The sequence below is a fragment of the Colwellia sp. MT41 genome, from assembly GCF_001444365.1.
GTDB classification, from domain to species: Bacteria; Pseudomonadota; Gammaproteobacteria; order Enterobacterales; family Alteromonadaceae; genus Colwellia; species Colwellia marinimaniae.
Map to the genome: position 1 here is coordinate 1,093,543 of NZ_CP013145.1, position 26,201 is coordinate 1,119,743.

21 protein-coding genes are annotated in these 26,201 nt (G+C 39.2%); 15 read left to right on the forward strand and 6 right to left on the reverse strand.

The window, feature by feature from the left end; translation table 11 throughout:
* Positions 1-196 precede the first annotated feature (196 nt).
* Positions 197-1,423 (reverse strand): threonine/serine ThrE exporter family protein, encoded by a 1,227-nt coding sequence (locus CMT41_RS04680; RefSeq protein WP_058026489.1) that lies wholly within the window; start codon positions 1,421-1,423, stop codon positions 197-199.
* An 88-nt stretch (positions 1,424-1,511) separates the two neighbouring features.
* On the opposite strand from CMT41_RS04680, the gene CMT41_RS18985 reads away from it, so the two are divergent.
* The 3 genes from CMT41_RS18985 to CMT41_RS04690 all read left to right on the forward strand — a co-directional run bounded on the left by CMT41_RS18985 (position 1,512) and on the right by CMT41_RS04690 (position 4,141).
* Entirely contained in the window at positions 1,512-1,685 is a 174-nt protein-coding gene (locus CMT41_RS18985) for a hypothetical protein (RefSeq protein ID WP_157447790.1), read from the forward strand.
* 86 nt (positions 1,686-1,771) lie between these two features.
* The gene (locus CMT41_RS04685) at positions 1,772-2,542 is read left to right on the forward strand and encodes a class II aldolase/adducin family protein (protein ID WP_058026490.1); all 771 of its coding nucleotides are present in this window, start codon (positions 1,772-1,774) and stop codon (positions 2,540-2,542) included.
* Positions 2,543-2,965: 423 nt separating this feature from the next.
* A complete protein-coding gene (locus CMT41_RS04690; RefSeq protein WP_057180026.1) occupies positions 2,966-4,141 on the forward strand; it encodes a mandelate racemase/muconate lactonizing enzyme family protein in 1,176 nt (391 codons plus the stop codon).
* Between the two features lie 261 nt (positions 4,142-4,402).
* Here the strand turns inward: CMT41_RS04690 and CMT41_RS04695 are convergent, their stop codons facing one another.
* Both CMT41_RS04695 and CMT41_RS04700 read right to left on the reverse strand, forming a co-directional pair.
* Positions 4,403-5,356 carry an amidohydrolase family protein gene (locus tag CMT41_RS04695; protein ID WP_058026491.1) on the reverse strand — a complete coding sequence of 318 codons (954 nt, stop codon included), beginning with the start codon at positions 5,354-5,356 and terminating at the stop codon, positions 4,403-4,405.
* Between the two features lie 46 nt (positions 5,357-5,402).
* The gene (locus CMT41_RS04700; protein WP_057830630.1) at positions 5,403-6,128 is read right to left on the reverse strand and encodes an SDR family NAD(P)-dependent oxidoreductase; all 726 of its coding nucleotides are present in this window, start codon (positions 6,126-6,128) and stop codon (positions 5,403-5,405) included.
* Between the two features lie 138 nt (positions 6,129-6,266).
* On the opposite strand from CMT41_RS04700, the gene CMT41_RS04705 reads away from it, so the two are divergent.
* A complete protein-coding gene (locus CMT41_RS04705; RefSeq protein WP_057180029.1) occupies positions 6,267-6,713 on the forward strand; it encodes a DUF3010 family protein in 447 nt (148 codons plus the stop codon).
* 232 nt (positions 6,714-6,945) lie between these two features.
* Positions 6,946-8,742: an acyl-CoA dehydrogenase C-terminal domain-containing protein gene (locus CMT41_RS04710; RefSeq protein ID WP_058026492.1), complete on the forward strand. Its 1,797-nt coding sequence runs from the start codon at positions 6,946-6,948 to the stop codon at positions 8,740-8,742.
* 128 nt (positions 8,743-8,870) lie between these two features.
* Here CMT41_RS04710 and CMT41_RS04715 read toward each other — a convergent pair whose 3' ends face one another.
* Both CMT41_RS04715 and rpsT read right to left on the reverse strand, forming a co-directional pair.
* Positions 8,871-10,595 carry a dipeptidyl-peptidase 3 family protein gene (locus CMT41_RS04715; RefSeq protein ID WP_058026493.1) on the reverse strand — a complete coding sequence of 575 codons (1,725 nt, stop codon included), beginning with the start codon at positions 10,593-10,595 and terminating at the stop codon, positions 8,871-8,873.
* 250 nt (positions 10,596-10,845) lie between these two features.
* Positions 10,846-11,106, reverse strand: coding sequence for a 30S ribosomal protein S20 (gene rpsT, locus CMT41_RS04720; RefSeq protein WP_057180032.1), 261 nt, complete (start codon positions 11,104-11,106; stop codon positions 10,846-10,848).
* 313 nt (positions 11,107-11,419) lie between these two features.
* Between rpsT and murJ the strand changes: the two genes are divergently transcribed.
* From murJ to fadD, 9 genes are all read left to right on the forward strand, one after another.
* Positions 11,420-13,021 (forward strand): murein biosynthesis integral membrane protein MurJ, encoded by a 1,602-nt coding sequence (murJ, locus tag CMT41_RS04725; RefSeq protein ID WP_058026494.1) that lies wholly within the window; start codon positions 11,420-11,422, stop codon positions 13,019-13,021.
* A gap of 144 nt (positions 13,022-13,165) precedes the next feature.
* The gene (gene ribF, locus CMT41_RS04730) at positions 13,166-14,086 is read left to right on the forward strand and encodes a bifunctional riboflavin kinase/FAD synthetase (protein ID WP_057180034.1); all 921 of its coding nucleotides are present in this window, start codon (positions 13,166-13,168) and stop codon (positions 14,084-14,086) included.
* Between the two features lie 123 nt (positions 14,087-14,209).
* Positions 14,210-17,059, forward strand: coding sequence for an isoleucine--tRNA ligase (gene ileS / locus CMT41_RS04735; RefSeq protein WP_058026495.1), 2,850 nt, complete (start codon positions 14,210-14,212; stop codon positions 17,057-17,059).
* 129 nt (positions 17,060-17,188) lie between these two features.
* The gene (lspA, locus tag CMT41_RS04740; protein WP_058028138.1) at positions 17,189-17,704 is read left to right on the forward strand and encodes a signal peptidase II; all 516 of its coding nucleotides are present in this window, start codon (positions 17,189-17,191) and stop codon (positions 17,702-17,704) included.
* 1 nt (position 17,705) lies between these two features.
* A complete protein-coding gene (gene fkpB / locus CMT41_RS04745) occupies positions 17,706-18,149 on the forward strand; it encodes an FKBP-type peptidyl-prolyl cis-trans isomerase (protein ID WP_058026496.1) in 444 nt (147 codons plus the stop codon).
* A gap of 160 nt (positions 18,150-18,309) precedes the next feature.
* Positions 18,310-19,041 carry a tRNA (adenosine(37)-N6)-threonylcarbamoyltransferase complex dimerization subunit type 1 TsaB gene (tsaB, locus tag CMT41_RS04750; protein ID WP_058026497.1) on the forward strand — a complete coding sequence of 244 codons (732 nt, stop codon included), beginning with the start codon at positions 18,310-18,312 and terminating at the stop codon, positions 19,039-19,041.
* A 37-nt stretch (positions 19,042-19,078) separates the two neighbouring features.
* Positions 19,079-19,759 carry a M50 family metallopeptidase gene (locus CMT41_RS04755; RefSeq protein ID WP_057180038.1) on the forward strand — a complete coding sequence of 227 codons (681 nt, stop codon included), beginning with the start codon at positions 19,079-19,081 and terminating at the stop codon, positions 19,757-19,759.
* A gap of 18 nt (positions 19,760-19,777) precedes the next feature.
* Positions 19,778-20,716: an alpha/beta fold hydrolase gene (locus CMT41_RS04760; RefSeq protein WP_058026498.1), complete on the forward strand. Its 939-nt coding sequence runs from the start codon at positions 19,778-19,780 to the stop codon at positions 20,714-20,716.
* A gap of 118 nt (positions 20,717-20,834) precedes the next feature.
* Complete coding sequence (gene fadD, locus CMT41_RS04765) at positions 20,835-22,490, forward strand: long-chain-fatty-acid--CoA ligase FadD (RefSeq protein ID WP_057180040.1); 1,656 nt, start codon at positions 20,835-20,837, stop codon at positions 22,488-22,490.
* Between the two features lie 107 nt (positions 22,491-22,597).
* On the opposite strand, the gene CMT41_RS04770 is transcribed toward fadD, so the two are convergent.
* Positions 22,598-23,335, reverse strand: coding sequence for a YciK family oxidoreductase (locus CMT41_RS04770; protein ID WP_058026499.1), 738 nt, complete (start codon positions 23,333-23,335; stop codon positions 22,598-22,600).
* 280 nt (positions 23,336-23,615) lie between these two features.
* Here CMT41_RS04770 and CMT41_RS04775 point away from each other — a divergent pair, with 280 nt between their 5' ends.
* Positions 23,616-26,069 carry a VolA/Pla-1 family phospholipase gene (locus CMT41_RS04775; protein ID WP_058026500.1) on the forward strand — a complete coding sequence of 818 codons (2,454 nt, stop codon included), beginning with the start codon at positions 23,616-23,618 and terminating at the stop codon, positions 26,067-26,069.
* The last annotated feature ends 132 nt before the right edge of the window (positions 26,070-26,201 follow it).

The window sequence follows — 26,201 nt, forward strand, 5'->3', positions numbered from 1 at the left end:
GAAAAATAACTCGTAATTTATGTTGCATATAATAACCTTAATGATAATAATTATCAATAAGGTTGTTTGTAGGTAAATTAATACGTTAGTCTATTTGTACAAAAACATTGCAAATAATGGCTGGTTTTTTCGCCAAAAGGCGACTGACTATCGTCCACTTTATTTGATTTAACAAAGCGAGTATTAATTTTATTAATTATAAAGTTTTACCATGTGGCAAAACCGCATTGGAGAAAATAATCCCGGCCACCAGTGACATAAATATTAAAAATGTTTGTGAGCCTAAATCGGGTACATTGAGCATATTCTGCCCTGAAACCGCACTATTGAGGCCTATATATACTTTAGAACCAGGGACTAGTACCACTAAACCGAGCAACCTGACAATGCTAGAGGGCAGGTTCATCACTCGTGAAAATAAGTTGCTATATAAGCCAAGGGCGAAAGCGCCAACAAATGCCCCTAAGGCCACGCCTAAATAAGTACTTGCCCAGATGCTAACACCAAAGGCAATATAGCCAGCAATCATCCCCCAAGGGGCATCCTTTAATCTGACTTTAAATAACACCACTAAACTTGCTGATAAGGTTGTTACCGCTACCCATGAGGTCCACACTGGCATTGATTCGGGAGCAATAAACTCAGCGGTACCCCACATCAAGTTACCAAAGGCCATACCCAAGACGGCACCAAAATAAAGCTTAAATAACATCATGATACTATCCATGATACGCGCCGTACCTGACATTAAATGTCGAGCGGCAAGTTCAGACAAACCAACGGTTAGTGATAATCCGGGTATAAAAACTATGATGCTTGATAGAATGACCATGGGTATATTGATACTCGGGTCAAATATCGAGATGGCTGAGGCTAACAGTGATGCTGTTAGCGCCGCAATAGGCTCAAGTAATTCTGCCATACGGCGCGATTTTTCTGCCCACAGCACAAAAACAAAAATAACCCAGCCTAAGACAGCCGACCAGAATACATCGTGCCAACTGGTATGCATTAACATGGCAAAGGCGCCGCTTGAAGCGCCAAAAGCTAAAAAGGATAAAAAGGTGCCGTAAGGAGCTGGTTTATTTTTAACTTCGGCTAAACGGTCAATCGCTTCAGCTAAGGTGCGCTCACCATTGATTAATTCATCAACTAGTTCATCAATTCGCGCTAATGAGCCAAGATCTATATCTCCTGGGCTAACACGTACTAAATGATTATATTGCTGATCATCTTCATCATCGGATAAGATAAAGGTCAGCGACGTAGGCGTAATAATAAATGATGCGCGAATATCGAGAAATTTAGCAATAGATAAAAGGTTGTCTTCTAGGCGATAAGCGGTCGAGCCTAATTTATGTAAGGCTTTGCCTAATTTTATGATAAAACGACGTTTTTGGTAAAAATTATCGGTTTGCTGCATTGCGATATTTAATGGTAAGTGGCACTAAGTACTATGGTAATCGATTTTGCTAAAACAGGGTATAAAAAATTAACAAAAAGAGAGAAAAATGACATTAATAATTATTTTGGCTGGTGTCTTTTTATCGGTGTTTTTGATGGTTACTTTGGGTGAGAAATTTGGTAAGCCCATGACCGATGAACAGCAAGCTAAGTACAGTAAAATTATACCTATATTGGTATTTGTATTAATAATAGCGGCTATTATCAGGGCAATGCTTTAAACAGCCTTAAACGACTTTATTGCCGAATCATCATCAGGTAAAATCTAATCATAATGGTTATTACCTATACATAGAGAGCGCGTGTAATGCAGCAACTGCCTAAACTAGATTTAAAAAACAAAGTATCAACACAAGAGTGGCAATTACGTGTCGATTTAGCGGCTTGTTATCGATTAGTACAAATGCATGGCTGGGATGATCTTATTCATACTCATATTTCGGCGCGTATTCCCGGTACCGAGCATATTTTGATTAATGCCTTTGGTTTGGCCTTTGAAGAAATTACCGCCTCAAATTTGGTGAAAATTGATATTGATGGCAATATTATTGATAAAGATTGTCCGTTTGAGATCAACCCAGCAGGCTTCACTATTCATAGTGCCGTCCATCAAGTGCGTCATGATGATATTTGTGCCCTGCATATTCATACCAATGAAACGATTGCCGTCGCCAGTGTTAAAGAGGGCTTGTTACCCTTAAGCCAGTACTCTATGTTTGCTTTAGCCTCGATGAGTTATCATGATTATGAAGGGCTGGCGGTAAATGATGATGAAAAGCTAAGATTGCAAAATGATTTAGGTGATAAAAATTTCATGTTATTACGAAATCATGGTGCATTAACTATGGGCAAGACCATAGGTGATGCTTTTATGCATATGTATGATTTAACCCGTGCCTGTCAGATACAGTTACATGTAATGGCAACAGGTATGCCACCTATTTATGCGCCACAAAGTATTATTGATGGCATTAAAGCCCAAGCAAATATTGTTCATCATGGCGAAACTGGCGGTCAAAAAGCGTGGCCAGCTATGCTACGTCGAGTTTATCGTGCTGATCCAACTTTCGCAGAGTAGTGCTAATCTTTTTGCTGTATAACCCAATTTAGGCGTCAAGAGTACTTATACCAATCCACATAAGAAAGTGCTCACTTAGCGAGAGTTTAAAGACTAATAGGCAAGGCTTTGATTGTAGATAATGGTTATTCCCTTATCAAAATCAATAACGTAGTATATTAGTCTTTAAAACTCGCCCTTGGGAATGTATGGGACATCATGATAACTTTACAAAATGAGTTAAATATAGAACAACTATATATTTACTCATTTTGTTTGTTCTAATGTCGTCCATATCATTCTAAGTGGTCACTCCTTTATGCGGAATGGTATGGATGACATTCGTCAACGCCGTGCTCTTTCCTTTAACTTGAATTATACCGCTGCAAGATGAGCGACTACTATCCAATAATTGAATGAATAAAAAATAAAATCGAGAAACAAATGAAAATAACTCACGTTGAAGTTTTTGATATCCATTGCCCTAAGCGCATTGGCTGGAATCCTGTTTTTATCCGTATTCACACCGATGAAGGTATTAGCGGTGTTGGTGAGGCGGGTTTAGCTTATGACTGGGGTCATAGTGCTGCTGCTGCCATGATTAAGGAAATCAGTGAAGCGATACTGATAGGGTTTAATCCTTTTAATACTGAGCTTTTATGGTCACGTATGTTACGCGAAAGTTTTTGGGGCTTAGGCGGCGGACCCGTTTTATATTCAGCGATGAGTGCTATTGATACCGCACTTTGGGATATTAAAGGTAAAGCGTTGGGCGTACCGGTGTATCAATTACTCGGCGGTAAGGTCAATGATAAATTACGTACTTATGCCAGCCAACTTCAATTTGATTGGGATACTGAAATCAAGAAATTAATTGAGCCTGAGGAATATGCTGAGGCGGCGTTAAAAGCCGTGGCACAAGGTTATGACGCGGTTAAAGTTGACCCCATAGTATATAACGCTGATGGTACTTCTTCCTTTGACCGCACTAAACTATTTACTAAGCCGCAAATGCGTCTATTTGGTGATAGGTTGCGTGCTATTCGTGCTGCGGTTGGTGAAGATGTTGATATTATTTTTGAAGCTCACTCTCTGATGGGCGCGGCATCAGCGATTCAAATGGGTAGAATTGTCGAAGAAGTCGGCTGTATGATGTACGAAGAGCCCGTTAATTTTTTAAACCCGGCAGTGCATAAAAAAGTAGCCGATAACGTTAATGTCCCCATGGCTGGTGGAGAACGCTTGTATCATAGATGGGATGTAAGACCTTATTTTGAAGATCAAAGCATTGATGTTTTACAGCCAGATATTGGTTTGTGTGGTGGTTTTACCGAAACGAAAAAAGTCTGTGACTATGCCGAGGTTTACGATATACGCATTCAGGCACATGTATGTGGCGGTCCTGTTGCAACAGCAGCCTCATTGCATTTAGAAACCGCTATTCCAAACTTCTTGATTCATGAGCATCATACCTATGCGACTAAAGATTGGAATAGAGAGTTATGTTTACAAGACCCACAACCGGTAGATGGTTTTTTCCAAGTAACTGAAGTTCCAGGTATTGGTATTGAACTTAACGATGTCATAGTGAAAAGATCGCCAAACGTGACGATAAAATAGCGGCTTTGTTGTAGTTTTGTGTTGTTGAGTAAACGAGTGAGACGCATAAACCCCTCCATGGGGCTCCATACAAGCATCAGGACAGTGTGCTCCTGCACTGTCTAGTAAGGTATATCCATATACCGTCATGCTTGTGATGCTCGCTCTTATCACATCAGCCAACACCTTCCTTTAAATCAGTGTGTTACATTATAGACAACAGTGTTCTACAACAGAGCCAAAATAGCCTATTTATCTTAGCTTTACTTTATAGCTAAACGGCTATATTTTATAAATATCAAGCGCATTGTCATACAGCAATGCGTTTTTTTCTTTTTTACTACACTGTTTAATCAAGGTGGACTCGAGAATATCTCGCCAATAGTCTTGATAGCTCTTGTTACCGAGCTTCTTACCTACCTTATTAGCGAGTAAACACAGCGGAAAATTACTGGCTAACATCACGCGTTCAATTGAAAACGCACCAATACAAAAGTTGCTAACCGCTGAGAACCAAGACATTTTATATTGTCGGTCGGTCATCTCCCAACCTGAGCACTTAATAAATACATTAGCGTATTTGGCTAGTGTAGTTATATGTTTTTGCCATAAGCGCCATGCATCACTATTGATCTCTGTTGGCGGGAAGCCGGCATGATTGATAATAAAGCTAAGCTGGCTATTATTGGCGATAGTTTGCTTTAATAGTGGCATGACTTCTTTGGCACTTTCATCAGCCAATGATAATTGCAGCTCAAAGACTAAGTCGGTTACTTCATTAAGGCGGGCAAAATTACTCTGAGTGTTGTGATTCGCTAAGGTACTATAAGCTTGCTCATCAAGAATATGGCGAACACCAATCATACTTGCGTGTTGCTGTAATTTGTCTAGCGTCTGGTTAAAGTCTAATGGTGTTGTTAATAGGTTGATGCTGGCAACTGTTCGACTCTTTTTACATGAGCCGCTTTCCATGGCTAAGTTATCAAGGTATTCAAGTTCACGCCAAGGTTTAGTATTGTCAAAGCCCGCTTCAATATGAACAAATCCCGCTAACTTTATTTTATCCTGGGTTAATGAACTGGTTAAATTATCAATAGCCAAGTCTTTAATAGTAAAATCGCGCTGCAGCAGAGACTTATCTGGCCAAAAGGGTGGGTTTTCACTGTTAAGCCAGTGATAGTCACCGAGTGAACGATTAAATAAATGTAGGTGTGGGTCAATGATATTAATAGTCATAGTGTTTAGCTTTGCAGTGTTTTAACTTTTTATATGCTAATAAAGGCTATTGTGCGGTATAGCCGCCATCAATCACTTGTAAACTGCCGGTGATAAATTTGGCCTTATCTGACGCTAAAAATAGTACCAATTCAGCAACTTCTTCTGGCTGCCCTAAGCGCTGTAGTGGTTGTAACTGTTCTTCTGCTCTATGCACAGCAGCTTTATCGGCACCTGATTTTTGACAATAGTTATCAATTGCTTGGTGATAAAGTGGTGTTTCAATAGTGCCAGGGCAAACGGCATTAGCACGAATGTTGAAAGCCGCATAATCAAGGGCAGTGGTTTTAGCGATAGAGGCTAGGGCACTTTTAGTTAAGTTGTAAGCAAACGAGTTATGCTTGGCAATTAGCGCCTGATCTGAAGCCATCAAGATGATGGCGCCATTTTTATTGGCTTTCATACTCGGTAAAACGGCTTTTATTGCCGCATAGGCACCCTTAACATTAATGCTAAAGACTTTATCTAAATCAGCTTCACTGGTGTTTTCTATATTGGCAGAAAAATGAATGCCCGCGTTAGATATCAAAACATTTATCGTGTTTTGCTCGGCAATATCATTAATTATTGCGGTTACTTGGGCTAAGTTGCTGACATCACATTGACGAAAATCACCGTGGGCAGAAGGGGATAAGTCTAAATTAAAAACTCGATAATCATTATCGACAAAGAGTTTTACCATACTTAAGCCAATACCAGAGCTGCCACCGGTGATCACACACACTTTTTTCATTAAATATACTCAATTAATTCAATTATGATAAATGATACCTGTAAGCTTAGTTAACTTCCATTAAGTTCAGTGTCATTATGTTCAGTTCCATTTACTTTGCGTGTATAATATTGGCAATTCGTTTAATGAGGTTTTTCCATGAGAGCTTGTGGTGTAGAAATTAAAAGTAATGATGCAATTATTTGTATCATGTCAAAAGAAAATAACTTGTATGATATTCCTCATACGCGGGTACAAAAAATTAGCCTTGATAACGCGGGTGATGCCGAGCAAGTGAAAAAATTTCAATTTGCTTTCGCTAAGTTGATGGAAGATTACCAAGTCACTCATGTACAAATTAAAGGTCGCGCTTTAAAAGGTAAATTTTCTGGCGGGCCTATTGGCTTTAAGATTGAAGCGGCTATTCAATTAATTAGTGAATTAAACGTGGAAATTTTAGCGGGTAGCTTCATTAAAAAAGAATTGTCGAAAAGCCAAGTGAATATCGATTTTCGTGATACTGGCTTAAAGCAATATCAAGAACAAGCCTTTACCACTGTTTTTGCTTATTTTGAAGCTCAAAATTATAGCAAAAAAATGGATTAAAACTTTATCGTGTGGTGAGTTATAAATTTGTTTTTTTGTGAATATTTTAAAGTAGTATTTTTAAAATTAAAATCAGATATGAAAAAAGCTTAGTGATTCACTTCACTAAGCTTTTTTTTTATTTATACTATTTAAAGTGTTCATAACATGATTTAATCAAACACCTGTTTTAAAATAAAAATTCAGACCTGTTTATTTTTATCAAACCCAAAAAAAGCCATTGGAGAAAGTCATGCCAGAGTATAAAGCACCGATCAGAGACATTAAATTTGTTATGCAAGAGTTGCTTAATTGCGATAATCATTATCAAAAATTAGGTTATGAAGATGCTAGTTTAGATATGGTTGATGCCATTATTAGCGAAGCAGCAAAATTTGCTGAGCAAGTCGTCGCGCCTATAAATCAAATAGGTGATGAACAAGGCTGTACTTGGACCGATGGTGAGGTGACGACTCCTGATGGTTTTAAAGACGCTTATCAACAATATGTTGCCGGTGGTTGGCCAACATTAGCACAAAGTGTTGAATTTGGTGGACAAGGTTTACCCCATTCATTAAACACCGCCATCACGGAAATTTTCTCTAGCGCGAATCATAGTTTTGCCATGTACCCAGGTTTAAGTCATGGCGCATTAGCGACCATTGAAGCTCATGGTAGTGAACAGTTAAAAAATCAATTTATACCTAAATTAGTTGCAGGTACTTGGACTGGGACAATGTGCTTAACTGAATCACATTGTGGAACTGATTTAGGCATGTTACGCACCAAAGCCGAGTTAAATGACGATGGTAGCTACTCTTTAACTGGCTCAAAAATATTTATTTCTGCCGGAGAACACGATCTATCTGACAATATTGTTCATATTGTTATTGCCAGGATCCCTGGCTCGCCAGCAGGTAGTAAAGGTATTTCGCTATTTATTGTGCCTAAGTTTAATGTTACAGACGATGGTGACATTAGCGAGCGTAATGCGGTTTCTTGTGGCTCTATTGAACACAAGATGGGTATTAACGCTAATGCAACTTGTGTGATTAACTTTGATGGCGCTAAAGGCTATTTAATTGGTGAAATAAATCGTGGCTTAAATTGCATGTTTACCTTTATGAATGTTGCCCGTTTAGGTGTGGCTACTGAAGGTGTCGCTGCTGCAGAGGCCTCATTTCAAGGCGCATTAGCTTATGCAAAAGATCGACTACAAATGCGCTCTTTATCAGGTGTGAAGAATCCTAATGGTCCAGCTGATGCCATCATAGTTCACCCCGATGTTCGTCGTATGTTATTAACACAGAAGTCTATTGCAGAAGGTGGACGAGCACTGATTGCCTATTTAGCGCAATTAGTAGATATCGGCCATGTAAGTACATGTGAAGAAGAAAAAGCAGCAGCAGAAACTAAACTCGCTTTATTAACACCTATTGCTAAAGCTTTCCTTACGGAACTAGGTTTAGAGTGTACCGGTCATGGAGTACAGGTTTTTGGTGGCCACGGCTTTATTAAAGAGTGGGGCATGGAGCAACTAATGCGTGATACTAAAATTAGTTGTTTATATGAAGGCACTACTGGTATTCAAGCATTGGATTTATTGGCTAGAAAAATATTAGGCTCTAAAGGAAAAATTCTCAAAGCTTTTGCCAGTGAAGTAACCATATTCTGTTTAGAGAATGCTGATGATGATGCCATGCAAGAGTTTATTCAACCCATTAAGAGCTTTGGTGGCGATTGGCAGAAAATGACCGAGAAAGTCGGTGCAAGAGCGATTAAAAATCCAGACGAAATTGGTGCTGCTTCTGTTGATTATTTGATGTATTCAGGCTATTTAACCCTGGCTTATTTCTGGGCTAAAATGGCAAAAGTTGCGCAAGATAAGCTAGCAGAGGGCTGTGAGGATGAAGCTTTTTATCAAGCAAAAATTAAAACAGCACGTTTTTATTTCCAACGTATATTGCCACGTGCCAAGGGCCATGCCGCTTGTGTTGAAAATGGTGCACAATCCATGATGGCATTGGATGCGGATGACTTCTCCTTTTAAGTCACCATATCGTTGCTAAATTAAGAAAAAAGGCGCTTATCGAATAACTTGATAAGCGCCTTTTATTATCTATCTATCTATCTATCTATCTATCTATCTATCTATCTATCTTTATATTGTTTCGTACATTAAAGCCCTAATACTTGCTTACCTTGTTTGAAAACGATATCAACTGGGATATTAGCCGCTTCTAAACGCGCTAAATCAGCAGCAAGAATTTCGCCAATCACGCCGCTTTCTTTCACTAATTTAACAACACCTTGATAATCACCATCGCCTTGCAGTGTTAAAATTAGTTTAGATAAGGAGTCTATTGCTGCGGTCATCTTGTCAACATTAATGCTATATAATCCTTGCTCATTACGGCTAAAGGCACCATGTTCTTGGAAGTAATTAAAACGCACCATATTCGCTTTACCATGAGCTGAGCTGGCACCAAAACGAATTGAACGGAAAATTCCAGCCATAAAGGTGGTGTAGTAATCTTCTAAGCTACCTTCAGTGATGGCACCTTTTTCAAGCAACTGACGAATCATGTATAAACCAAGGATGTCGGCTTTACCTTCTTCTAATGCCGAAGCATGCTCTTTGAGCGCTTGACGAACTGTCCCTTGACCATTAAGGGTGTTTTTAATGCCTAAGCCATGGGCAACTTCATGAAACATGGTATTGGCGAAAAAACCGGTAAAGGTGACGTTTTTACGCTGCTCTGGTACGATAAGCGTGTCAGCGATTGGTAACATGATGGCGTCAAACTTGGCGCGCATAGCATTTTTTAGCTGTAAACGTCTGGTGCCTTTTTTAAGTTGTACTTCTTCGTCATTTGGTAAGTTAATGGCGATAGTTTTGCTACCCGCATTAGAGTGACCGGCATAATAAATGACATCATAAGCATTTAGGTCAGCATCAGAGCCAGGTACTTCAGCTTTATACTTCTTTGGCACAGGTAAACCCTTTTGCAACTCAGGCAAATACTGTACGTATTTAGCCAGTTTCTCACTCCAGGCTAAATCTTTAATTAATACATATGACTCAAAAGAGGCGCGGTAACCATAAAGTTGATCTTCATAGCTCTCAATCGGTCCAATAACCACATCAATAGGGTTATTTTTCATATCCATCCAAGCGTAATCTGAGGCTTGATAGTCATCGGTACGTAATGCTTGTGCACGCATGATGAGATAATTAGCAAATTCTTTATCATCGGCAAACTTTGCCGCTTCATCAAGAATTGCCGCTGCGCGGGTTATTTTATCATGGTAAATTTCAGAGTAAGCGACAGTCATTAGCTTACCGTCGTTATCACGACGAACCACAGAATAAAGGCCTTTTTTATCGCTAAAGTCATGTTGCTCAAATTCAGACTTAGTCATATTAGCAGGGTAAAATTCAGCGCCGTGTGCTTTTGTTGATGTTTGAGTTAAAAATACTTTATCACCATCAAGACGATCCCAAGGACCGTAATTTACTTCGGCAAAGCGTCTGACATTTTCATCGCTAATGCTAGCTAAGAAGCTTTCTTTATCTTGTGAGAAAGCTTGCAGCCAAAACAAGTCATCCATTATTTTAGAGGCGTCAATAAGTAAAGCTAACATATGTTTCTGGTTGGTCGATAAATGGCTTAAATCAGCCGTAAGGGTGACTTCTTTGTATATATTTAAACGGTTCTCAAAGCCAGCAAGCAGTTCTGGCTGATTTTCCGCCTTTAGCTGTACTTTCTTATGGCTTGACGCTGTTTGTTCAATGGCACTGTTGTTAGCGCTACTAGAGTCATCAGAATTGTTACATGCGGTTAATGTGGTGCTAGCAAGTAATACCACTGCGGCAATTTTTGTTAGTTTTAGTGCTTTCATAGCAGGTCTCTATAAATAAGTTGCCTAGAGACTAAAAAAAAATGCTGCTGAGTGCAATAGCAAGGAGGAATTTAATCGCTTAACGCTAACGGCCTTTTGTAAACGTAAGTTAAAGAGAGCAAAAATTAAATCTTAAAAAGGGTAAGGCAAATTTTAGGCATAAAAAAACCGACCAAGGTCGGTTTTTTAATCATTCATCTAGATTAACTAGATGAAAGTAATTCATAAAACAATACAATTTAAGCAATAATTAAAGTGCTTTGATCTTTGCATTTAAACGGCTCTTACTACGAGCTGCTTTATTTTTATGAATAAGACCTTTACTTGCGTAACGATCTAAAATCGGTGTAACAGCAGCAAATTCTTTTGTTGCTACATCTTTGTCACCAGCTGCAATTGCTGCTAATACTTTTTTAACTAAAGTACGCATCATTGAGCGACGACTTGCATTATGTTGACGGCGCTTTTCAGATTGTCCTGCGCGCTTCTTAGCTTGCTTTGAGTTAGCCAAGGTGATCTCCTAAAAGATTGATTATAAGCTTAAATTTAAGGCGACGAAATATGCCTCTTTTTAAGTGGTTTGTCAAATGATTTAATTGTTTAATATCTATTTCAACGATAAAAAAGCAATTAAAAAGAATATGGTTGATGTTTACGACAAAAATCTTCGCCGATAGAACAAATCATGTTGTGAACAGCGGTAAGTATACATTGTTTAAATAGCTAAAATCATCACATAATACACATTATTTATTTTCGCTTTATTTTCGCTTAAGTGTTGCGCGATTAAACAACCAAAATGACCTTGGTTGGGGGATGTTTTTTTGAGTAAAAAGTTAATTAAATCAGGGTTGATTGTTAGTGTTATGACCTTGATTTCTCGGGTGTTAGGTTTAATACGCGATGTAGTGATTGCCAATGTAATGGGAACGGGGGTGATGGCAGATGTATTTATATTTGCTAATAAAATCCCTAACTTTTTTAGACGACTCTTTGCTGAAGGGGCATTTGCCCAAGCATTTGTACCGGTATTAAGTGAATATCGAGTTAAAGATGAACAGCAGGCTGAGCAGCATGAAGGTAAAAATAATCATGAGCAAACGCGTTTATTAATAGCGCAGGTCTCCGGTACCTTAGGTGTCATTATCACCGGGGTAACCTTGTTTGGTATGTTAGCGTCACCCTTGTTTGTTATGCTGTTTGGTTTTGGTTGGTTTGTCGATTGGTTTAATGATGCACCCGGTGGAGAGCGGTATACTCTGGCAAGTAATCTACTGAGTATTACTTTTCCTTACTTATGGTTTATTAGTTTTGCCGCGCTTTCAGGTGCAGTGCTAAATACTATGGGCCGCTTTGCCGTTGCTGCTTTTACGCCTGTGCTGCTTAATGTCGCCATTATTAGCATGGCTATTTTTGGTGCACCCTATACCGAGACGCCTGCCCACGCATTAGCTTGGGGGGTGTTTTTAGGTGGTTTAATACAATTTCTTTTTCAGATTCCTTTTTTGTACAAAGCTGGCATGTTAGTAAAACCGAAGTGGGCTTGGCATAGTGAAGGTGTTAGAAAAATAAGAAAATTGATTATACCGGCATTATTTGGTGTTTCAGTGACACAAATTAACTTATTACTTGATACTTTAATTGCTAGCTTTTTAATATCAGGTTCAATCAGTTGGCTTTATTACGCCGATAGATTACTTGAATTTCCACTGGGCTTATTTGGCATTGGCATTGCCACTGTGGTATTGCCTAGCTTGGCCAAGCTGCATAGTAAAAATAACCCCGCTGAGTTTAGCGCTACTCTTGATTGGGGCATACGCGTTATTAGTCTATTTGGTTGGCCAGCACTTGCGGGGTTAATGGTGTTAGCACAACCCATTATTATGGTGCTATTTATGCGCGGCGAGTTTAGCCAAAATGATGTTATGCAAGTATCTATGGCTTTATTTGCTTATTTGTCTGGTTTGCTAAGTTTTATGTTTATCAAAATACTCGCCCCAGGGTATTACGCACGCCAAGATACTAAAACACCGGTGAAAATTGGTATTAAAGCCATGGTTGCTAATATGATTTTTAACTTAATGTTGGCACCTTTTCTAGGTTATGTTGGCCTAGCGTTAGCCACGTCATTGTCAGCAACACTGAATGCTTGGCTGTTATATCGCGGTCTAAAAGCAGCGGGTGTCTATGAGCTATCAGCCAAAACTATGTTGTTTATTGGTAAATTAGTGCTGAGTGCCGGTGTTATGGCCTTGGTTGTTTATCAGTTATCCAGTGATTTTGATGTTTGGTTGCAGATGAGTTTTCTAGATAAGGTTAAACAACTAAGTCTTTGTATTATATCAGGTGTTGCTAGTTATCTGCTGATGATTGTTTTATTAGGCATACGATTTAATGACTTTACGATAGATAAAGGCGAAAAATAAGCTAAATAAAGTGTTTGAGCTACTGATTATTAACGCGCGCTGGTATATAATTTTCCGATTTATTTTATGCGAATGTCAACATTGAGATTCGTCGATGGCTTATTTAAGTCATAAGCGTCACGGTAAAGGGCAACATAATAGCTAATGCAGTTAGTTCGCGGTATACATAATATTCGATTACAAGATCATGGTTGTGTATTAACTATTGGTAACTTTGATGGCGTACATTTAGGTCACCAACAAGTAATTACAGCCTTGGTCAGCAAAGCTAAAGCATTAAATTGTGTAGCGGCAGTATTGGTTTTTGAACCTCAGCCACAAGAGCTTTTCTCGCCAGAAACAGCCCCAGCTAGATTATGTCGTTTACGTGATAAATATAACTTGTTAGCGAAACTTGGTGTAGAACGGCTTATTTGTGTAAATTTTAATACTAAGTTTGCCAATCAAAGTGCCCAGCACTTTATAGAAAACTTACTGGTAAAAAAACTAGGCATAAAACACCTGATTGTTGGTGATGATTTTCATTTTGGTAAAAATCGTACCGGTAACTTTGCCATGTTATGCCAAGCGGGCAAAGAGTACGGTTTTAATGTTTCTGATACTACCAGCTATAAAATGGCAGATTGCCGCATAAGTTCAACGGCCATTCGCCAAGCATTGGAGCAAGATGACCTAGTGTCAGTTAAGCAGATGTTAGGTAGGGAATACTCGATAATTGGTCGAGTGTTCCATGGCGATAAACGCGGTCGAAAGTTAGGTTTTCCCACCGCCAATGTCTTGCTAAAAAGGCGAGTGTCGCCACTCAGTGGGGTTTTTGCCGTGCTGGTCAATACCAATAGCGGACAATTTAAAGGTGTTGCAAATATTGGTGCTCGGCCAACCATTAATGGCGTAAGGCAACAACTGGAAGTGCATATTTTTGACTTTGATGAAAATTTGTACGGACAATGCATTGAAGTGATCGTTAAGAAAAAACTGCGGCCGGTGATTAAGTTTGACAGCCTTGAGGCGTTAACCGCGCAAATCCATCAAGATAGTGAACAAGCAAAAAAAGTATTAGCTTAAGGTTTTTTTATGCTGGATTTGCAATAGTTAAAAATAATATATTCAATAAACAGTTATAAATTTGGTTGATATTTATAGCGTTTCGTTAAATTTATCAGCCAACATAAACGGATAATGATTTAAATGAGTGATTACAAACAGACCCTGAATTTGCCAGCCACTTCCTTCGCTATGAAAGGTAATATGGCTAACCGTGAACCTAATATGCTCAAAGAGTGGGCGGCTAAAGATCTTTATGGCAAGATACGTTCAGCCAAAAAGGGTAAAAAGTCATTTATTTTGCATGATGGCCCTCCTTATGCCAATGGTAATATTCATTTAGGTCATGCCGTTAATAAAATTTTAAAAGATATTATTGTTAAATCAAAAACCTTATCCGATTTTAACGCTCCGTTTGTCCCTGGCTGGGATTGTCATGGTTTACCGATTGAGTTAATGGTTGAGAAAAAAATAGGCAAACCAGGCCATAAAGTTTCAGCGAGTGTCTTTCGTGAAAAATGTCGTGAGTATGCCGCTAAGCAAGTCAATGGTCAGCGTGAAGATTTCAAACGTTTAGGCATTTTTGCTGATTGGGATAATCCCTACTTAACCATGGATTTTGGCACTGAAGCGAATATTATTCGTTCGTTAGGTAAAATTGCTGAAAATGGTCACTTACATCAAGGTTTTAAACCTGTACATTGGTGTACTGATTGTGGTTCGTCTTTGGCTGAAGCTGAAGTGGAATATAAAGATAAACAATCACCCGCTATTGATGTCAAATTTGTAATTACTGATGAAACTGTTGCCGATAAATTTTCTCACCCAGAAGGTCATAAAGGCACGGGTGAAATTGGCATTGTTATTTGGACAACAACACCTTGGACACTTCCTGCTAACCGTGCGATATCCGTGAATCCTGAAGTAGAATATACCTTAGTGCAATGTGATGTTGAAGGTCAGCAGCAACGGTTAATTATTGCTTCAGATCTTGTTACCTCATGTATGGACCGCTTTGGTTTAGCTAAATATCATGCCTTAGGTTTCTGTAAAGGTCAGGATTTAGAATTAGTACAATGTCAGCATCCTTTTTATGATTTTACTGTGCCTATTATTTTAGGTGACCACGTTACCACTGATTCAGGTACCGGTTGTGTACATACAGCACCAGGTCATGGTGTCGACGATTTTGTCGTTGGCAAAAAATATGACTTAGAAATTGCTAACCCAGTGGGCGCTAACGGTGTATACCTTGAAGATACGCCATTACTTGCCGGTCAACATGTCTTTAAAGCCAACGCTAGTGTCATTGAGATATTAAAAGAAAATGGTGCTTTAGTGCATCATCACGCGATAGAACATTCTTATCCACATTGCTGGCGCCATAAAACGCCATTAATCTTCCGTGCTACGCCGCAGTGGTTTATCAGCATGGACAAAAAAGGTTTACGTCAAGATTCATTAAAGCAAATTCAAAAAACAAAGTGGATCCCTGACTGGGGTCAACGTCGTATTGAATCTATGGTTGAAGGTCGTCCAGATTGGTGTATATCACGTCAACGTACGTGGGGCGTGCCTATGGCATTATTTATTCATCAAGATACCGGTGCTTTGCATCCTCGCACCATAGAGCTGATCGAAGAAGTTGCTCAACGCGTTGAGAAGTCAGGCATTCAAGCATGGTTCGATCTAGAGGCCAGCGAACTTATTGGTGATGATGCGAAAGAATACATTAAAGTCCCTGATACCTTAGATGTTTGGTTTGATTCAGGTACTACGCATGAATCTGTTATCAAGGCGCGTGAAGAATTTGACGGCATTGCTGATTTATATCTTGAAGGCTCTGATCAACATCGTGGTTGGTTTATGTCATCCATGATTTCATCGGTAGCGATGAATGGTACAGCGCCATATAAACAAGTGCTAACTCACGGTTTTGTGGTTGACGCTAAAGGCCACAAAATGTCTAAGTCGTTAGGTAATGTTATTACGCCCTCAAGTATTACTAATAACTTAGGTGCTGATATTTTACGTCTTTGGACAGCATCAGTTAACTACACCCAAGAAATAACTGCGGGTGATGAAATATTTAAACGTCAAGCGGATGCTTATCGCCGTATACGTAATACCTCACGTTTCTTATTATCTAACTTAAACGGTTTTGAGCCAGCGCAACACAGTGTTGCCTTTGATGACATGGTGGCTTTAGATCGCTGGGTTGTTGATAAAGCCTCACGTTTACAAGATGATATTATTAATGCCTATGATGACTATGAATTTCATGTAGTAGTACACAAGTTAATGAACTTCTGTACTAACGAGTTGGGTGGTTTCTACCTTGATATCATCAAAGACAGACAATATACCGCTAAAAGTGATGGTAAAGCACGTCGCTCTTGTCAAACGGCAATGTACTTAATTGCTGAAGCAATGACCGCATGGATGGCACCTATCTTGTCATTTACTGCACAAGAAATTTGGCAAGCGTTACCGTTACCAGCAAGCGGTGAGCGTGATGAGTTTGTCTTTACTGGCGTTTGGTTCGATGGCTTATCAACTATGTCTGAGAGCACTGACTCTGCCAATGAGCTAGATAATGAATTTTGGACCGAGTTACTTAGCGTACGCACAGAAGTAAACCGTGCCTTAGAGCAAGCAAGAAAAGACAAATCAGTAGGTAAAACATTAGAAGCGCAGGTGACATTATTTGCCACTGAAACGTTAGCCGCTAAGTTAGCTAAATTGGGTGATGAATTACGCTTTGTATTAATTGCTTCAAAAGCAACGATTGTAATAGTAACGCAAGCACCTGAAAATGCGCTAGAGACTGAAATGGAAGGTTTGTGGTTATCAGTAGCACCAGCAGAAGGCACTAAATGTGAACGTTGTTGGCATGTCACTACCGATATTGGTGAAAGTGAAAAGCACCCGACAATATGTGGTCGTTGTATCACCAATATTGACGGTGCCGGTGAAACCAGGCAGTTTGCTTAATTGGCTCAACCGATTGCATTAAACTTAACTCACTAACATTAACGGGCTATTACCTCACCCTATTATTAGGAAAGGGTAATAGCCTATTTTATTAGGCTATTACCCTTGTGCTATATGAGATTAACTCAATTGAAAAAACTATTTAATGACACCGGATTACGTTGGTTATGGCTAACCTTACTCTGTTTAATCATTGATCAAGTCAGCAAGTATTGGGTTGCCAGTACGTTTGACTATCGTGAAACCTTGTCGGTGTTACCCTTCTTTAACCTAACTTATGTCCATAATACCGGGGCGGCCTTTAGCTTTTTAGCAGACCAAGGTGGTTGGCAGCGTTGGTTTTTCACTGGCATTGCCGCTATTGCTAGTATTATCTTTCTCGTATGGATGGCAAAAACACCAAAACAACAACGTTTATTAAGCATTTCTTTTGCTTTAATTTTAAGTGGCGCAGTCGGTAATTTAATTGATAGAGTTTTATTTGGCTATGTAATCGACTTTCTCGATTTTCATTGGAGCGGCTACCACTTTGCCGCCTTTAATATTGCTGACTCTGCAATTTTTATTGGTGCAGCATTAATGATTTTTGAATCCTTTACTAATAAAGAAGAGCAAAAGAATAAAACAAATAAGATAGAGAGTTAAAATGACTGAAGCAATGCAATTAAAAATTAAAAATGACTCAAGTATTCTTGTTCATATTACCATGAAGTTGAGTGATGGCTCGGCAGCTGATAGTACCAAAGTCAATAATAAACCCGCTAAAATTATTATGGGTGATAACAGTATTTCACCGGCCTTTGAAGCTGAGCTTATTGGCATGTCAAAAGGTGATTCAAGAGAGTTTACTCTTGTCGCTAAAGACGCCTTTGGTGAGAGCAACCCGGATAATATTCATTATATGGATATAGATAAGTTTACTGTTGATGCACCAGCCAAAGTAGGTAATATTATTACTTTTTCTCAACCCGGTGGTGAGTTACCCGGCATGATTAAAGAAGTTAATGGCAACTCAGTGACTATTGATTTCAATCACCCGCTTGCGGGACAAACAGTGACGTTTGTTATTGATTTAGTCGAAATTCTTTAGAGTATCAATATTAATATGTCTATGTAGTTTACTCAGGAACTCTTTATACACTGGGTCCCCGATTAAAACACCACGGGGATGACGATCCTGAGCCAAGTGCATAGGCATGAAATTAATGTTCAACAGACCTTAATTTAAAGGTCATTAAAAGGTAAGTATTGTGAATTATTTGGCTCTTGATGCCTCAACGGAAGCATGCTCAGTAGCGTTGCAAGTAAACGGTAAAATATTTTCTCGCTTTGAACTTTGTCCACAGTCGCATAGTTTACATTTACTGCCGATGATAGATGCAGTGCTTAATGAGGCGAATATTAAACTTGCAGAGCTTGATGGTCTTATATTTGGTCAAGGGCCGGGTAGCTTTACTGGCGTTCGTATTGGTGTTGGTGTTGCTCAAGGCTTAGCATTTTCTGCCAATTTACCTGTGGTCGGCGTGTCTAGCTTACAAGCTATGGCACAACTGGCCTATATAAAACATGGCCATAAACAGGTCATTGCGGCAATAGATGCCCGTATGTCTGAAGTGTATAATGGTTATTATGTGCTTGATGAAGATAATATTATGCAAGCGCAGCAAGCTGAAGCGGTTACTCCGCCAGAGCAATTAGCACAACACTTATCTCCCGTGGTAACCACACCTACATATGCAGTGGGTACAGGTTGGGATGCGTACTCTGAAAAGCTAAGTGAAAAGTTAAGTGAAAAATCAGGAGAGCAGTTATTTAGCTTGAAGCTGAATGACGGTAGCCCGGATATATTATTCCCGAGTGCTGAAGCTATGTTGACAATAGGTAAAATAAAATTAGCACAAGGGCTAGGCGTGGCAGCAGAAGATGCTCAGCCAGTCTATGTTCGAGATACAGTTTCCTGGAAAAAGCTTCCGGGTAAATAACCGTAGTAAACTATGACAGTAAATATGGCAGCAAAGTATGACTAGCACCCTGAAACATTCCTCAGCCAGCCTTTGGCAAAAATATCAGTTATATTTCCTCTTGGTGGCGGCCATTGTCATCAGACAGATCCCGCTCGTTTCTATCCCACTGAATTGGTTGGAAACATACTTTCATGAAATAAGTCATGGTATTGCTGCATTGCTTACCGGCGGTGAAATCATCAATATCCAGCTGTATGCTACGGGCGCTGGTTTATGTACTACCCAAGGCGGCTTAAGCTTCTTTATTACTTTTTTTGGTTATGCAGGAGCAACATTTTGGGGCTGGCTATTATTCAAGCTGGCGAATAGCCATCAACGTACAGCACAGATTTTTTCTGGCGTGATGATCGTTTTACTGCTCGCTTCAATCGTCTTGTGGGCAAGAGACTTGCTTACTATGATTATTATCGCAAGCTTAGCGGTAATGTTTGTGCTAAGTATAAAAATGCGTCGCTTATACTATTTACAGTTATTGTTAAAATTCTTTGGCTTGAGTATTTTATTAAACAGCTTATTTAGCCCAACGTATTTATTTGATGGCCGTGACTTAGGTGATGGTGCTGCTCTAGCCTCAATGACTATGGTGCCTGAGCTAGTTTGGGTGTTGATCTGGTGCGTGTTAGCCATTGCGGCGCTGTATTCCTTAATTAAAAGCAATCAAAAGTCTTATGCTTAAATCAAGGGCCTAACCCTTATGGCAGATACAAATAACATTGCAGCGCTTAGCTTTGAGCTAGACAGTTTAACGCTAAGTGCAATCACTTGTGGTAATAAGAATCAGCAACCAGTGCTATGCTTACATGGATACTTGGATAATGCCGCCAGCTTTTTACCTTTAATGCAAGAAATAGTGCAGCAAAAAACGCAAAAAAGTGATTTGCTGTCTGATAAGTATGTCATTGCGTTAGACTGGCCTGGGCATGGTCATTCAGATCATCGCAGTGTTGGTGCCCATTACCATTTTTTTGATTATGTTAGTGATTTAGTAGCTTTGTTTGCCCTTAATAACTGGCCAGCAATTGATATTGTTGCTCACTCAATGGGCGCTATGGTTGCCAGTGCATTTGCCGCCGCTTTTCCTGAGAAGGTAAAGTCACTGACATTAATTGACTCGTTTGGTTTTATTTGTGCCCCGGCAGAGCAAACGACTAAGCAGTTAAGGCAAGGTATATTAAGTCGAGTAAAGTCAGTTAAGCCTACTCGAACGTTTAGTGAAGATATTGCGGTTAAAGCACGGTTGCATGTTTCTGACTTAAAAGTTGACCATGCTAAGTTAATTGTCCAAAGATCACTTATCGAAGTTAAAGATCAGTCAGGCAACATAAGTGCTGTTGGTGAGGCTAGTGTTTTATATCGTTGGCGATCTGACCCGCGCTTACGGACTGTTTCACTTTATCGACTAAGCCAAGAACAAGGGCAACAACTTTTTAGTGATATAAAATGCCCGCTACAATTAATTTACGGTGATAAAGGCATGGATATGGTGGCTACCGGACTGGCTCATTTTTCTTCCTGCGTTAGTCATTTAACCACTAATAAACTGACAGGTGGGCACCATGTACATATGGAACAAACGGAAGAACTAGTACATTTGCTCAGTAATTTTTTTAGTAAAATTCAAACAAGCGTTTAAATTTTACTGGCGTAATGATGAAAATTTTGATAAAACAGTGCTATTAAAATAAGAGTTACTGTAAAAAATATAATTATTAGAAAGATTAATGCCTAATTACCTATTGAGGAAAGCCATTGTGGAAAGAATTTGGTTAGAAAAAAGTTACCCAAGTGCAGTGCCATTCGACATAGATGCTGATAAGTATCCATCTATTGCCGCCATGTTTACTAAATACTCGATTAAATTTAGTGATAAAACGGCATTCATTAATATGGGCGCTTCAATCTCATATGGAGAGCTTTTAGAACAAGCAACGGCTTTTGCTGCTTATTTGCAACAAGATTTAGGTTTACAAAAAGGCGACAAATTCGCCATTATGGTCCCTAACTGCTTACAATATCCCATCGCATTATTTGGTGCTTTGTTAGCGGGACTTACCGTTGTTAACGTAAATCCTTTGTATACTGCCCGAGAGCTTGAACATCAATTAAAAGATTCTGATACCAAAGCAATGTTAATCATAGAAAACTTTGCTAAAACGCTTGAAAAAGTGATTGATAAGACCTCAGTGAAACATGTGATTATGACATCACTGGGTGATCGCTTGGGTTTAGTTAAAGGTACTGTGGTCAATTGTGTAATTAAGTACGTTAAAAAAATGGTACCCGCTTTTAACCTGCCTGATGCCGTGCGTTTTAATCGTGCCTTAGCACAAGGCATGAAGCTTGAATTGACACCGGTTGAGTTGTGCGGAGATGATCTTGCCTTCTTGCAATATACTGGTGGCACCACAGGATTATCTAAAGGCGCCATGTTAACGCACCGCAATATGGTGGCAAACTTACAACAAGCGAAAGCGGCTATTTGTCCATTACTCGAGGAAGGTAAAGAGTTAGTAGTAACCGCTTTACCGCTTTATCATATCTTTGCCTTAACGGCGAATTGTTTAACATTCTATACTATGGGTGGTACCAATTTATTGATTACCAACCCAAGAGATATGCCTAATTTTGTTAAAGAATTATCCAAGTACCCATTTACCGCCATTACCGGCGTTAACACGTTATTTAACGGTTTATTGAATACACCAGGCTTTAGTGAACTTGATTTTAGTACACTAAAAATGTCACTAGGCGGTGGTATGGCAGTACAACGACCTGTAGCTGAGCGTTGGCAGAAAATTACCGGTACCCGCTTATTAGAGGGCTATGGTCTAACTGAATGTGCACCTTTAGTGTGTATAAGTCCTTATAACCTTGCTGCGTATGATGGCAGTATAGGTCTGCCTGCACCGTCAACTGATGTTAAAATCATGCGCGAAGATGGTAGTGAAGCAGATATTGGCGAGTCAGGTGAAATGTGGGTTAAAGGCCCGCAAGTGATGCTGGGTTATTACAAATGCGAGGAAGCGACAGACGAAGTGTTAAAAGATGGCTGGTTTGCTACGGGTGATATTGCCTTGATGGATGATAAAGGTTTCTTTACTATAGTTGATCGTAAAAAAGACATGATTATCGTTTCTGGTTTTAATGTTTACCCCAATGAAATTGAAGAAGTACTGGCCATGCATGAGGGGGTACTAGAGTCTGCTGCCATCGGTGTTCCTCATGAAGTTTCCGGTGAAATTGTGAAAATATTTGTGGTAAGTAAGTCCGATGATTTAACGGAAGAAATACTGATTAAACATTGTCGTGAAAACCTGACCAACTATAAAGTGCCAAAATTGGTTGAGTTTCGTAAAGAATTACCAAAAACCAATGTGGGTAAAATTTTAAGAAGAGAGTTACGTTAATTTCTCAGTTTTTTAACTACAGTAAATAAAGTACTCATTAATAAAAAAGGCAAGCTCATCGAGCTTGCCTTTTTTATTGGTAAATTTGCTCAATGTTTATCCAGTCCTTACTGGGCCTTTAAGGTTTGACCATTCACTTCAATGCTGTCGTTCGACATCAAATAAACATATAACGGCATAATAGCTTCTGGGCTAGCAATTTCTGTTTTATCTTCAGCGGGAAATGCACAAGAGCGCATATTGGTATTGGTAGCGCCTGGGTTTATTGCGTTAGTACGCAAATTGCTGGTATCGTATTCATCAGCGATAACTTGCATCATGCCTTCAGTGGCAAATTTTGACATGCTGTATGCTCCCCAGTAGGCGCGACCTTGATTACCAACACCTGAAGAAGTGAAAACCAAAGAGGATTTTGGTGCTAACAATAATGTTGGTATTAATGCTTGGGCCAGCAGATATTGCGCGGTAACATTTACTTTCATCACATCGTTAAACACTTGCTCATGAATTTGAGTAAAGGGCGTAAGTTCACCTAAAATTGAGGCATTAAGTAATGCGCCATCTAACTGACCAAATTGACTTACAATAGTTGAACACATATCAATATAGTTTTGCTTAGTGGCACCCTTTAAATCTAAAGGAATAATCGCAGGCTGAGCTAAGCCAAGGGCTACAATTTCATCATAAACAGCTTCAAGTTTACTAACCGTTTTACCCAGAAGAATTACTGTAGCACCAAGTTTGGCATAAGTTAATGCAGCAGTGCGGCCAATACCAGCACCAGCACCGGTAACTAGAATGGTTTTGTTGTTTAAACAAGCATCTTTTATTGAATAATTAAACATCTTAGATCTTTTCGCTGTGTGTGAGAAAAATACCTGTCTATTCTACTCGTTGACATTTTCATTGACGAGAAAAAAGTTTATTAACATGAAGAAACAACACAAAGTAAGACAAAATAATACAAAAAAGTAAAAAAATACTAGCACCTTGTGACATCTTGGGGTAACTTGAACTGGTCTAACTAGTTATTCAAACGTTAGTTTGAACTTTGGTTCAAAAGCTAAGATTTAAATAACTTTAACAACTATACATAATAAAAATTAAGGCATTGGGGAATTTAATATGAAAAAGCTAGCTCTCAGTCTTGCGATTATTAGCGCACTTGGTTTAAGTGCCTGTGATAGCGAAACTATCGAAGATGTACAAAAAGAAGTTGCCGATAATGGCTCAGCGGTTAAGTCTTTAGCTCGTATTGTTTTTGACCCTTCTAATGGCGTTTTATCCGTACCTAATGATTTGTTATTTTCAGGTAGCCAAGACGGCACGTTAAACTTCCCAGCAGAAAACTTGCTAGATGAAGATGGTAATAAAATACGTCCTGATTATTTGGATCCAACTGTTGTTTTGGGGGCACTTGATGGTTGGTCGGTGAGTAACCCTTTTGTACTTAAGATTGATTTTCCACAAGATTCTTCATTAGATGCAAGCTCAGTAATGAATCCAGCTTCTGTACGTATTTTTGAAACATTGATGGGGCAAGATGCAGGTTGTGAGGCAGTACCTCGTGGTGCTGCTTGTAAAGTGGTTAGTGAATTAACTTTTGGTGTTGATTTTGTTGCACAGGCAAAAGGCAATAATATTGTAGTTGCTCCCCTAAAACCATTCGCAGGTAAAACAAGTTATATCGTTGCATTAACAAGTAGTCTCCAAGACAGTAACGGCACCTCAATTGCAGGCTCAAATACGTATGAAGCCGTTCGTCAAGATATTACGATAAACCCATTAGCAACCGATGCTCAAAAGAGTTTACAAGGTGTTATCAATAGTTATGAAAATGCTATTGTCGATTTTGGCGCTGATAAAGACAGTTTGATTTATACTTTTGCTATGACCACACAGTCAACAACTGATTCATTAGTCGCTCTTAAAGGTTTAATGGCTAATAATGTGCCCGCAATGCTTGAAAATGCCATGAAAGGTATACCAACCATTAGTGTTAAAGATACGGGTATGTCTGTTGCGAATATTTTAGGCGATAGCATCCCGGATGAACTAAAACCTTTATATAGTGCGGCTAACTATATGAAAGGTTCAATAACACTCCCGTATTACCTTGCCATACCAACGGCTGAAAATCCTCTAGCACCTACTAATGATTGGTGGAAAGCTTTATGTGATTCAGGCGCAATGTTGGCTGGGTTAGCCGCAGCGAACCCTAGTGCAATTCCTGTTGAAGCTATAAGCCCAACTGATCAAGCTTGTATGGATATATCTGCTGCTCAGAATTTACCTGCGCCAGGTTTACGTGATTTAGGTATTGATGTTGAACGTCATATTACTAAATATAACCCTGTACCGGCAGCACGCACTAAGATGCCGATAGATGTTCAAATGACTACACCTAACTTAGACGTAGCAAATGCTGTTCGTGCTGGTTTGGGTCTTGATAAGTTAGTTAAACCTGAGGCTGGTTGGCCGATTGTTATTATGCAACATGGTTTGTCTGGCTATAAAGAACAAATGTTAGCCGTAACAGGCGCACTTTCTATATATGGTATTGCTACAATAGCAATAGATGCACCTTTACATGGTAGTCGTGGTTTTGACTTAGATGGTGATGGCAATGATGAAATAAATGGCAGCGATACCACGCTACATTACATTAACTTAGCTAGCTTATTAACGCTTAGAGATAATTTCCGTCAAACCATAGCTGATACTTTAGGTTTACGTCTAGGGATTAACTTTATCGGGGCAGTTGATACTAATGGTAACTCAGTTGACTTAATGTTAGATAAAAGCAATGTACATTATTTTGGTATGTCTTTAGGCAGCATCGTGGGGATAAGTATTACTTCCGTAGCTAATACTCCTTTAGACCCGCAAGTAGATGGACTTTTCAAGCTAAATACTGCTTCCTTATCAGTACCCGGTTTAATGTTAGCTAACTTTGGTATGGAATCTCCCGCTTTTTCTGGGTTGGTTAAGTCTAATTTAGTTTACAAAAGCTCTGCTGATTTCAAAGCCTTTGTTGATATGACATTTCCAAATGGTTTCACTCAAGATCAGTTAACAGCAACGTATGAAGCGTTTTACAGTGGATTATCCCCAGAAGAACAAGCTGGGCTGAACGCTGTTTTCGCAGAGTTTACTTTTGCGGCACAAACGGTTACAGATCCAGGTGATCCTATTAGTTATATCACTGATTTAGCTGCAAGCAATACCCCTATAATGTTAACCGAAGTTGTGGGTAATGGTAGTGATAACCTGCCTGACCAAGTAGTGATTAACACAACACCTAACACTCCTATGGGTGGCACTGAGCCAGCTATTGCATTATTAGGACTACCTAGTGTTTCAACTACATTGCAAGATGCAGAAATGCCGGTTTCTGGCGCTATCCGTTATACTTTTGGTCATCATGGCTCGGTGTTAACACCGGCGGCTATTCCTGGGGTGGCTCCTGATGCTGAAATGACAGCTAGGACGACAAAAGCAATGCAAAGCCAACTCGTTAGCTTTATTTTAAGTATGGGTCATAGTATTACAGTAACTGATGAAGATGTTGTAAAATAAGCTTTAGTAAAATTTAAGATAAAGCCCTCAGCTGAGGGCTTTTTTTTGTCTAATTTTTAAGTTTATTAACTGTAGTTTGCAAGCCAATAAAATAGTGTAGAATTACCAGCATTGTTTTTACCATTTTTTAAC

What these genes read in the sequence shown, in the direction of transcription:
- CMT41_RS18985 (WP_157447790.1), top strand. Translation starts at nt 1,512, where the DNA reads ATGACATTAATAATTATTTTGGCTGGTGTCTTTTTATCGGTGTTTTTG.
- fkpB (WP_058026496.1), top strand. Translation starts at nt 17,706, where the DNA reads ATGACTGAAGCAATGCAATTAAAAATTAAAAATGACTCAAGTATTCTT.
- CMT41_RS04695 (WP_058026491.1), bottom strand. Translation starts at nt 5,356, where the DNA reads ATGACTATTAATATCATTGACCCACACCTACATTTATTTAATCGTTCA.
- ribF (WP_057180034.1), top strand. Translation starts at nt 13,166, where the DNA reads ATGCAGTTAGTTCGCGGTATACATAATATTCGATTACAAGATCATGGT.
- ileS (WP_058026495.1), top strand. Translation starts at nt 14,210, where the DNA reads ATGAGTGATTACAAACAGACCCTGAATTTGCCAGCCACTTCCTTCGCT.
- CMT41_RS04685 (WP_058026490.1), top strand. Translation starts at nt 1,772, where the DNA reads ATGCAGCAACTGCCTAAACTAGATTTAAAAAACAAAGTATCAACACAA.
- CMT41_RS04775 (WP_058026500.1), top strand. Translation starts at nt 23,616, where the DNA reads ATGAAAAAGCTAGCTCTCAGTCTTGCGATTATTAGCGCACTTGGTTTA.
- CMT41_RS04700 (WP_057830630.1), bottom strand. Translation starts at nt 6,128, where the DNA reads ATGAAAAAAGTGTGTGTGATCACCGGTGGCAGCTCTGGTATTGGCTTA.
- CMT41_RS04690 (WP_057180026.1), top strand. Translation starts at nt 2,966, where the DNA reads ATGAAAATAACTCACGTTGAAGTTTTTGATATCCATTGCCCTAAGCGC.
- CMT41_RS04680 (WP_058026489.1), bottom strand. Translation starts at nt 1,423, where the DNA reads ATGCAGCAAACCGATAATTTTTACCAAAAACGTCGTTTTATCATAAAA.
- CMT41_RS04710 (WP_058026492.1), top strand. Translation starts at nt 6,946, where the DNA reads ATGCCAGAGTATAAAGCACCGATCAGAGACATTAAATTTGTTATGCAA.
- CMT41_RS04715 (WP_058026493.1), bottom strand. Translation starts at nt 10,595, where the DNA reads ATGAAAGCACTAAAACTAACAAAAATTGCCGCAGTGGTATTACTTGCT.
- CMT41_RS04705 (WP_057180029.1), top strand. Translation starts at nt 6,267, where the DNA reads ATGAGAGCTTGTGGTGTAGAAATTAAAAGTAATGATGCAATTATTTGT.
- CMT41_RS04770 (WP_058026499.1), bottom strand. Translation starts at nt 23,335, where the DNA reads ATGTTTAATTATTCAATAAAAGATGCTTGTTTAAACAACAAAACCATT.
- CMT41_RS04760 (WP_058026498.1), top strand. Translation starts at nt 19,778, where the DNA reads ATGGCAGATACAAATAACATTGCAGCGCTTAGCTTTGAGCTAGACAGT.
- CMT41_RS04755 (WP_057180038.1), top strand. Translation starts at nt 19,079, where the DNA reads ATGACTAGCACCCTGAAACATTCCTCAGCCAGCCTTTGGCAAAAATAT.